Origin of the sequence: Citrobacter sp. (genome assembly GCF_050252275.1) — a bacterium.
In the GTDB taxonomy this organism is placed as follows: domain Bacteria; phylum Pseudomonadota; class Gammaproteobacteria; order Enterobacterales; family Enterobacteriaceae; genus Citrobacter_A; species Citrobacter_A amalonaticus.
This window is the reverse complement of the sequence record NZ_JBFWLF010000201.1, coordinates 1-8,391: the sequence shown is the minus strand read 5'-3', so window position 1 is coordinate 8,391 and position 8,391 is coordinate 1. Positions and strand designations below refer to the sequence as shown.

The 8,391-nt window shown below is 54.3% G+C and carries 9 protein-coding genes; 3 read left to right on the top strand and 6 right to left on the bottom strand.

Annotated features, from left to right (window positions below; genetic code table 11):
- A partial coding sequence (locus AB7E14_RS16225; protein WP_428169671.1) for an ABC transporter transmembrane domain-containing protein occupies positions 1–895 on the bottom strand: 895 nt, incomplete at its 3' end.
- Between the two features lie 45 nt (positions 896–940).
- Positions 941–1,399: a DNA-binding transcriptional regulator DecR gene (decR, locus tag AB7E14_RS16220; protein WP_043001571.1), complete on the bottom strand. Its 459-nt coding sequence runs from the start codon at positions 1,397–1,399 to the stop codon at positions 941–943.
- Positions 1,400–1,511: 112 nt separating this feature from the next.
- Between decR and AB7E14_RS16215 the strand changes: the two genes are divergently transcribed.
- Complete coding sequence (locus tag AB7E14_RS16215) at positions 1,512–2,567, top strand: PLP-dependent cysteine synthase family protein (protein WP_216081742.1); 1,056 nt, start codon at positions 1,512–1,514, stop codon at positions 2,565–2,567.
- A gap of 43 nt (positions 2,568–2,610) precedes the next feature.
- On the opposite strand, the gene cof is transcribed toward AB7E14_RS16215, so the two are convergent.
- Positions 2,611–3,429, bottom strand: coding sequence for an HMP-PP phosphatase (cof, locus tag AB7E14_RS16210; protein WP_316961953.1), 819 nt, complete (start codon positions 3,427–3,429; stop codon positions 2,611–2,613).
- Positions 3,430–3,528: 99 nt separating this feature from the next.
- On the opposite strand from cof, the gene AB7E14_RS16205 reads away from it, so the two are divergent.
- Together AB7E14_RS16205 and queC are read left to right on the top strand one after the other, a co-directional pair.
- Positions 3,529–5,229: an SgrR family transcriptional regulator gene (locus AB7E14_RS16205; RefSeq protein WP_044327292.1), complete on the top strand. Its 1,701-nt coding sequence runs from the start codon at positions 3,529–3,531 to the stop codon at positions 5,227–5,229.
- A 190-nt stretch (positions 5,230–5,419) separates the two neighbouring features.
- Complete coding sequence (gene queC, locus AB7E14_RS16200) at positions 5,420–6,115, top strand: 7-cyano-7-deazaguanine synthase QueC (protein WP_043001575.1); 696 nt, start codon at positions 5,420–5,422, stop codon at positions 6,113–6,115.
- A gap of 64 nt (positions 6,116–6,179) precedes the next feature.
- Here queC and fadM read toward each other — a convergent pair whose 3' ends face one another.
- The 3 genes from fadM to ppiD all read right to left on the bottom strand — a co-directional run.
- A complete protein-coding gene (gene fadM / locus AB7E14_RS16195; protein ID WP_043001576.1) occupies positions 6,180–6,578 on the bottom strand; it encodes a long-chain acyl-CoA thioesterase FadM in 399 nt (132 codons plus the stop codon).
- Positions 6,579–6,681: 103 nt separating this feature from the next.
- Positions 6,682–7,062 (bottom strand): helix-hairpin-helix domain-containing protein, encoded by a 381-nt coding sequence (locus AB7E14_RS16190; protein ID WP_044326888.1) that lies wholly within the window; start codon positions 7,060–7,062, stop codon positions 6,682–6,684.
- A gap of 150 nt (positions 7,063–7,212) precedes the next feature.
- Positions 7,213–8,391, bottom strand: a 1,179-nt coding sequence (gene ppiD, locus AB7E14_RS16185; RefSeq protein WP_428169670.1) for a peptidylprolyl isomerase, incomplete at its 5' end; no start/stop codon positions are given.

The following is an 8,391-nucleotide window of genomic DNA, read 5'->3' as shown; positions in this document are numbered from 1 at the left end:
TAAACATCCACGCCAGCGCCAACATCGGCCAAATCATCAGCCCGAGGTACATCATGAAGCTGGTCAGTTGTCCCAGCGTCAGCGAACCTTGTACGACCATCCAACTGCCGCCACCGATAGCCAGCAGGTTCGCCGTGCCGATGGCGATATAAATCGTCGGATCAAAACGGGCATCGATACGCGCCACGCGCATGTTTTTCTTCCCGGTATCTTCCGCATCAGCCGCAAACAGTGCGGATTGCCGATCCTCCAGACCAAAGGCTTTGATCATACGAATACTGGTCAGGCTCTCCTGGGTACGGTCATTGAGACTGGAGAACGCCGCCTGTGCCAGTCTGAAACGGTCATGCAGACGATCGCCGTAGCGTTTGATCATCAGCGCCATCACCGGCATCGGCAGTAGGGCAAACAGCGTAAGCTGCCAGCTGATCTGCGTGGACATCACAATCAGCACCGCACAGCCCATCACCAGCGAATCCACCAGCGTCAGAACCCCTTCCCCGGCGGCAAAGACCACGCGGTCGACATCATTGGTGGCGCGCGCCATGAGATCCCCAGTGCGGTGGCGCAGATAAAATTCAGGATGCTGGCGGCTGAGTTGGCGGTAATAATCTTCGCGTAGCTCCACCGCCAGTTGGTAAGACGCACCAAACAGCAGCACGCGCCAGACATAGCGCAACAGATAGACCACCACGGCAATCAGGGCGATGGTGCCAATCCACAGCATGATCTGTTGCGGCGTAAAGCGTTGTGTAGATACGCCATCTACCACAATACCGACCACTTTTGGTGGAATGAGTTGCAGAATAGCGATGAGGATAAGCAAGGCAACCGCCCCGAGGTAGCGACGCCACTCCCGGCGAAAATACCAGCTTAATTGAGCAAATAATCGCACGTATTATGTCCTGACCTGATTTTCCGGCAAATCGTGCCGGGAGAGTTATTCGATTGGCAGCGCAGTGGTGTATTTAATCTGTTCCATGGCAAAGCTCGACGTGACGTCCGACAGACCGGGAACGCTATTGACCAGACGTTTATAGAAGTCATCATAGCGCTTCATGTCAGCCACCTGAACCCGCATCAGGTAATCGTACTCCCCGGCCATGCGCCAGAAGCCCAACACCTCCGGCATCTCACTGACCACCGTCACGAAGCGGCAATACCAGTCACTGCTGTGATGCTGGGTTTTAATGAGCACAAAGGCAGTTAATCCCAGCCCCAGTTTTTCCGGATCCAGCAGTGCGACTTTACCGACCAGAATACCCTCATCTTCCAGTCGTTTGAGGCGTTTCCAGCAGGGTGTGGTGGTCAGATTAACGGCATCCGCCAGCGCCTGCAAAGAGAGGGTGCAGTCCTGTTGCAACAATGCAAGCAGCTTACGGTCAATTTTATCTAACATACCGGCACCTCAGAGAAGAATTTTCTCCTTACATTCTATTTTAAAGGCTAAATGGCAACAATTTTTTCCGTGCTTTTCGCTACTCTTGGCACAAAATGACAAATGGATACTAATGATGAACAGCACCTGGGTTAAAAATGCCATCAATGAGATTAACGCGGATTATCAGCGCTCGGCGGATACTCATCTTATCCGCCTGCCATTACCGGCATTTCCGGATATCCAGCTCTATCTGAAAGATGAAAGCACCCACCCGACCGGTAGCCTGAAGCACCGGCTGGCGCGTTCGCTGTTCCTCTATGGGTTGTGCAATGGCTGGATTAAGGAAGGCACAACTATTATCGAATCCTCTTCCGGTTCAACGGCAGTCTCCGAAGCCTATTTCGCGCGCCTGCTGGGGCTGCCGTTTATCGCCGTCATGCCCGCCTGCACGGCCAAACGGAAAATCGAACAGATTGAATTTTACGGTGGTCGCTGTCATTTCGTGGACAGCGCCTGCGAGATTTATGCGGCGTCAGAACAACTGGCGCATGAGTTGAACGGCCATTATATGGATCAGTTCACCTATGCCGAACGCGCCACCGACTGGCGCGGTAACAACAATATCGCCGACAGCATCTTCCGCCAGATGCAGTGTGAACCGCATCCCATACCGAAACACATTGTGATGAGCGCCGGAACCGGCGGGACCTCCGCGACCATTGGCCGCTACATCCGCTGCCAGGGTTACGATACAAAATTGATGGTGGTGGACCCGGAAAACTCCGTCTTCCTGCCTTTCTGGCAGTCGCGTGATGCTACGCTGCGTAGCCCTGTCGGCAGCAAAATTGAAGGAATTGGACGCCCGCGCGTCGAACCGTCATTCATTGCCGACGTGGTCGATGAGATGCTGCGCGTACCGGATGCCGCCAGCGTGGCGACCGCGCACTGGCTGGAGACGCAACTGGGCCGCAAAGTCGGCGCCTCTACGGGCACCAATATGTGGGGTATGCTGCAACTGGCCGCCCGCATGCGCGAAGCCGGAGAAACCGGTTCGCTGGTGACGCTACTGTGCGACAGCGGCGAACGCTATCTGGACACCTACTACCATGCTGAATGGGTGAGCGCCCATATTGGCGATCTTCGCGCGGCGAAAGCAGAGCTGGCGCGGTTGCTGAATACGCATTAAATCAAAAAAAACCGGGCTGAACGCCCGGTGCTGGTAGGGTCTCTCATTCGGGGGAATAAGGAAGATTTGGATAGTCCAGCCAATGTGTCAAAAAGTGTGATACCGCCTGGTTGCGACAATGACCAATCACCGGTAAATGGGGAAGTTCGGCAATAAGCTGCGGCATGGCATTGCCCATGATCAGGCCACGGCCGACGCTGCCAAGCATTTCGCGATCGTTCATCGCGTCACCAAACGCCATACATTCCGCCAGCGACAGCCCCAGATGTCCGCTCAGGACCTCCAATGCAGAACCTTTGTTACAGCCTACCGGCAGTACTTCCAGGCAATCGATCGCCGAGTAACAAAGATGGGCTCGTGCACCCAGTACCTCTTCAAGCTGAATTTTCAGCCTCGTCAAATCGTCATGATCGCCACAGAAGCAAACTTTAGTCACCCGACCTGCCGGAATACGCGCGACATCCACAATCTGATAGCGAAAACCGCTATAGACGTGGGCGTGCAGCATCTCGGGGATCTCTTGTCCGGTAAACCAGCCGTTATCGTTGAAGACATGCATACTCGCCTGTGTGTCCCAGTGCTGATGCAGGACGATCTCAGCAACAGCCGGATCCAGATCCTGACGGTGCAGCACCTCGCCTTCCAGCGAGTGAATGCGTGTCCCGTTACCGGTGATCAGAAAAGCATCGAGTGAAAAAGTGCCGAGAATATGGCGCATTTCCAGTACATGGCGTCCGGTGGCAAACGTCAGGGTAATGTCACGTTCGCGCAGACGCGCCAGAGTAGAGAGCGTTTCATCACCCAAAAGGTGATTTGGCATCAACAGGGTGCCATCCATATCAAATGCAGCCAGGCGTGCCATCTCTTTCTCCACTCGGTGACGGATTAACTTGTGATTCAGTATTACCTGAGATATACGGAAGTAATAGTGAATAGATAAAAGAAATTGTTCCGGGTTTATATGCGACTTCTCAATCGGCTTAATCAGTACCAGCGACTCTGGCAGCCTTCTAACGGCGAACCGCAGCACGTGACCGTCGGGGAACTGGCTGAACGCTGCTTCTGTAGTGAGCGGCACGTCCGCACGTTGTTGCGCCAGGCGCAGGAATCAGGTTGGCTGGTCTGGGAGGCGCAGTCCGGACGCGGTAAGCGCGGGCAACTGCGTTTTCTGGTGGCCCCGGAATCATTGCGCACGGCGATGATGGAACAGGCGCTGGAGAAGGGCCAACAGCTTAGCGTACTGGAGCTGGCGCAACTGGCACCCGGTGAATTGCGGGCCATGCTGCAACCCTTTATGGGGGGTCAATGGCAAAACGACACGCCCACGCTGCGTATTCCCTATTACCGTCAGCTTGAACCGCTGCATTCTGGTTTTCTTCCCGGTCGCGCCGAGCAACATCTCGCAGGGCAGATTTTCTCCGGACTGACCCGTTTTGACAGCCAGACGCAGCGGCCATGCGGGGATTTAGCCCACCACTGGGATATTTCCGCCGACGGGTTGCGCTGGGACTTCTATATCCGCTCGACGCTGTTCTGGCACAACGGTGACGCGGTAGAGACCACACAGCTTCATCAGCGACTGCTGATGTTGCGCAAACTCCCGGCACTGAACCGGCTGTTTATCAGCGTAAAGCACATTGAAGTGACGCATCCACAGTGCCTGACGTTTATCCTGCACCGCCCGGATTTCTGGCTGGCACACCGGCTGGCAAGCTACGGCAGCCTGCTGGCACATCCGGAACACCCCGTCATCGGAACGGGACCTTTTCGTCTGACGCTGTTTACGCCCGAACTGGTACGTCTGGAAAGCCATGACCATTACCATCTCGTACATCCACTGCTCAAAGCCATTGAATACTGGATCACCCCTCAGCTTTTTGAGCAAGATCTCGGCACCAGTTGTCGCCATCCGGTGCAGATAACCATTGGCAAACCCGAAGAGCTCGCCACGGTGAGCCCGGTAAGTACCGGCATCAGTCTCGGCTTTTGCTATCTCGCGCTGAAAAAAAGCGCCCACCTGACGCCACTGCAGGCTCGTCGGCTGGTCAGCCTTATTCATCGTTCTTCACTGCTGCAAACGCTGGATGTGAGAGAAAACCTGATTACGCCCTGCAACGAATTGTTGCCTGGCTGGGCCATCCCGCAGTGGGAGGGGCTGGAATCGGTTGAACTACCGAAAAAAATGACGCTGGTTTATCACCTGCCGGTGGAACTGCATACTATGGCAGAACACCTGCGCCACACGCTGGCCGCCCTCGGCTGCGAACTGACGCTGATTTTTCATAACGCGAAAACCTGGGACGGCTGCCAACGGCTTGCCGAAGCGGATCTGCTGATGGGAGACCGCCTGATTGGCGAAGCGCCCGAGTATACACTCGAACAGTGGCTACGCTGTGATTCACTCTGGCCGCACGTGCTTGATGCACCAACATTCTCACATCTTCAGGCCACGCTGGATGCACTGCAAATCAGACCGGAAGAGGATCATCGCTATGCCGCGCTGCGGCAAGTTTTCGCCAGCCTGATGGATGACGCGACGCTGACGCCGCTGTTTAACTATCACTATCGCATCAGCGCACCGCCTGGTGTGAACGGGGTGCGGTTGAATCCTCGCGGCTGGTTTGAGTTCACCGAAGCCTGGCTACCGCCACCCGCGTCGTGAAGAAGCTGGTCGCCAGGCAACTCTGGCGCTACCATAGCGACTTTATACACGTCATTCTTCAAACTGCCTCTTTGTCGGCTACGTCTGTTCACCCCTGTTATTTACTTATGTAAACTCCAGGAGATTCTCAGACTTGTCGTCTCGATGCAATTTGAATGGCTTTGTGTACAGTAACTTATCAGGATTAACCATGAAACGTGCCGTCGTAGTATTCAGTGGAGGCCAAGACTCCACCACCTGTCTGGTGCAGGCGCTGCATCAGTATGATGAAGTGCATTGCGTGACCTTTGATTATGGTCAGCGCCATCGCGCGGAGATTGATGTTGCACGTGATCTGGCCCTGAAACTGGGTGCACGTGCACACAAAGTACTGGACGTGACGCTGCTGAGTGAACTGGCAGTCAGCAGCCTGACCCGTGACAACATCCCGGTTCCGGATTATGAACCGGATGCCGATGGGATCCCGAATACCTTTGTCCCTGGACGTAATATTCTGTTTCTGACCCTGGCGGCGATTTATGCTTATCAGGTAAAAGCAGAAGCAGTGATTACCGGCGTCTGCGAGACCGATTTCTCTGGTTACCCTGACTGTCGCAATGATTTTGTCGAGGCGTTGAATCACGCCATTAAACTGGGGATGGCGAAAGATATCCGCTTTGAAACGCCGCTGATGTGGATTGATAAAGCCGAAACCTGGGCGCTGGCAGATTATTGGGGCAAGCTGGATCTGGTACGTGAAGAAACGCTGACCTGCTACAACGGCATTAAGGGCGACGGTTGCGGCCACTGCGCAGCCTGTAATCTACGCGCAAATGGCCTGAATCATTACCTGGCAGATAAACCGGTCATAATGGCGGCAATGAAGCAGAAGACCGGTTTGAAATAATTGCGGGTTTCGCCGGATGGCGGTGCCAGGCACCTTATCCGGCCAACAGTTGGATCACCCCCCCCTACTTCACCATCTGCTCCAGCTTTTCGCGTAACTCCCCTTCCAGCGGCAGCGCTTTTTGCGATTTCAGATCAATACAGACGAACGTAATAAGCGCATCAGCCACCACCTGTCCTTCCGGTTCCAGCGTAATCACCTGGCTTAGAATACCGCTTTTCCCGTTTAGCTGTTGCACCTGACTGGTGACGGTTAGCAGATCACTCAGAACCGCTGGACGGCGATAGTTAATATTGATGTTGACCACCACGAAAGCGATATTGTGGGCCGTCATCCATTGAAAACTATCGCTGCTCTCCAGGCCATCCCAGCGGGCTTCCTCCAGAAACTCAAGATAGCGGGCATTATTCACGTGCTGATAGACATCAAGATGATAACCACGAACCTTAATCTGTGTTTGCATAGCGCAGAGACCTTACGTTTTTGTTATAGAGAGACAAGAGTAGAGAGATCATAACTGGTATGACCTCTCTCAGTCTGGCAAATATTTGCCAGTGCGCAAGTGATTAAAGTGTTAAAGCAGACAGATTGCGCTCCACTAACGCGTTGCCCATCCCCGGCACTTGTTTGAGATCTTCCACCGTTTTAAACGGGCCGTACTCTTCACGATAGCTGACTATCGCCTGCGCTTTCTTCAGGCCAACACCGTTCATCGCCCGCGCCAACTCTTCTGCCGATGCGGTATTGATGCTGACCCTGGTGCCCTCTTCGGTGCTGGCTTTCGCCGGAACCGCAGCTTTGTTTTGCCCTGCAACCGGTGCTTGTACGCTGGTCTCCACCGCCGGGCTTTTCGCTGCCGCTGTCGATGACGCCGCCAGCGCACTTTGCGTCATACCCGCGCAGGCGAAGGAAAGGGTGATAAGTAACGCTTTGATTCCATGTTTCATACTGTTTTCTCCTTGTTAGTGAACAGTGGAATCACGATAACGAGGTTAAAACCAACGAACAAATGGCAAATGTCAGAAATGGAAAAGGCCGCGAAAGCGACCTTCAGGTGTTACAACGGTTGTGCAATGATTTGCGAGACGTCTCGACGATTACGGCTGTTGATCCATCGCATCTCCGATTTTGATTTTCGCCGATTTACGCAGGTTACTCATCAATGCCTCAAAGACAATCTGCGCATTGTTCTGGGTGATCCCCTGAACCATCGCTTTCTTCTGATCTTCCGGCATGGAGCCCGCTTTCACGTCGTCCAGAGCCAGCAAAACCACATTGCCCTGCATATCGTTGGCAATGCCATAGCTCGGCTTATCTTTCGCCGGCAGGCTCAGACCAAACGCCGCCTGGCTAACCGGATCCTGGCCCGTACGGCTCAGGGTTTTAGACTCGCCAAAGCTCAGACCAGCGGCTTTCATCGCTTCTGCGCCTTTACCCGCCTTCAGCTCAACCAGCAGTTTTTCCGCATCCAGTTTAGCCTGCTGCTCTGCTTTGTTGTGCTTAACCAGCGCCGTTACCTGATCTTTCACCTCAGACAGCGGCTTCACGGCCTCTGCCTTGTGATCGCTGATACGCAGAACAAACGCGCGATCGCCATCGACGGTGATGATATCGGAGTTTCTGCCCGGCGCGCCGTTTTCACCCACCAGAGCACCATCAAAAATGGCGTCTGATACCGGTTTGAAATTCAGCTCTTCCGGCAGGTTCTCGTGACTGAACCAGCCCGTCTGTACCGCTTTCGCGCCAGCTGCCTGTTCGGCACCCGCCAGAGATTCCGTATCATTGTTCGCCGCATCGCTCACTTTCTGCTGTAAAGCAAAGTAAGCATCCAGCGCTTTTTCCTGTTTCACTTTCGCTGCGATGTCATCACGGACTTCGTTCAGCGGCTTCACAACCGCCGGCTGAATGTCGTCCAGACGCACAACCAGGAAGCCAACAGAGGATTTAATCACGCCAGAAAGCTGGCCCTTCTCTTTCAGCCCGGCATTTTTCAGCTCTTCCGGCGTGGTGGCGTCTTCCAGCCAACCCATATCGCCGCCGTTGCGGGCAGAGATGATGTCGGCCGATTTCTCTTTCGCCAGCGCAGCAAAGTCACCACCTTTGTTCAGCGCGTCGAGTACCGCTTTCGCTTCATCTTCCGTTTTAGTCTGGATGATGCTGTAACGGCTACGCTGTGCCTGGGTGAACTGATCCTGATGCTGATCGTAATAAGACTGGATATCTTCATCGCTGACCGGCTTTTGCATCGAGGCGGCGTCCAGCTTGATGTAGCTGAC

What these genes read in the sequence shown, in the direction of transcription:
- decR (WP_043001571.1), bottom strand. Translation starts at nt 1,399, where the DNA reads ATGTTAGATAAAATTGACCGTAAGCTGCTTGCATTGTTGCAACAGGAC.
- AB7E14_RS16215 (WP_216081742.1), top strand. Translation starts at nt 1,512, where the DNA reads ATGATGAACAGCACCTGGGTTAAAAATGCCATCAATGAGATTAACGCG.
- cof (WP_316961953.1), bottom strand. Translation starts at nt 3,429, where the DNA reads ATGGCACGCCTGGCTGCATTTGATATGGATGGCACCCTGTTGATGCCA.
- AB7E14_RS16205 (WP_044327292.1), top strand. Translation starts at nt 3,529, where the DNA reads ATGCGACTTCTCAATCGGCTTAATCAGTACCAGCGACTCTGGCAGCCT.
- queC (WP_043001575.1), top strand. Translation starts at nt 5,420, where the DNA reads ATGAAACGTGCCGTCGTAGTATTCAGTGGAGGCCAAGACTCCACCACC.
- fadM (WP_043001576.1), bottom strand. Translation starts at nt 6,578, where the DNA reads ATGCAAACACAGATTAAGGTTCGTGGTTATCATCTTGATGTCTATCAG.
- AB7E14_RS16190 (WP_044326888.1), bottom strand. Translation starts at nt 7,062, where the DNA reads ATGAAACATGGAATCAAAGCGTTACTTATCACCCTTTCCTTCGCCTGC.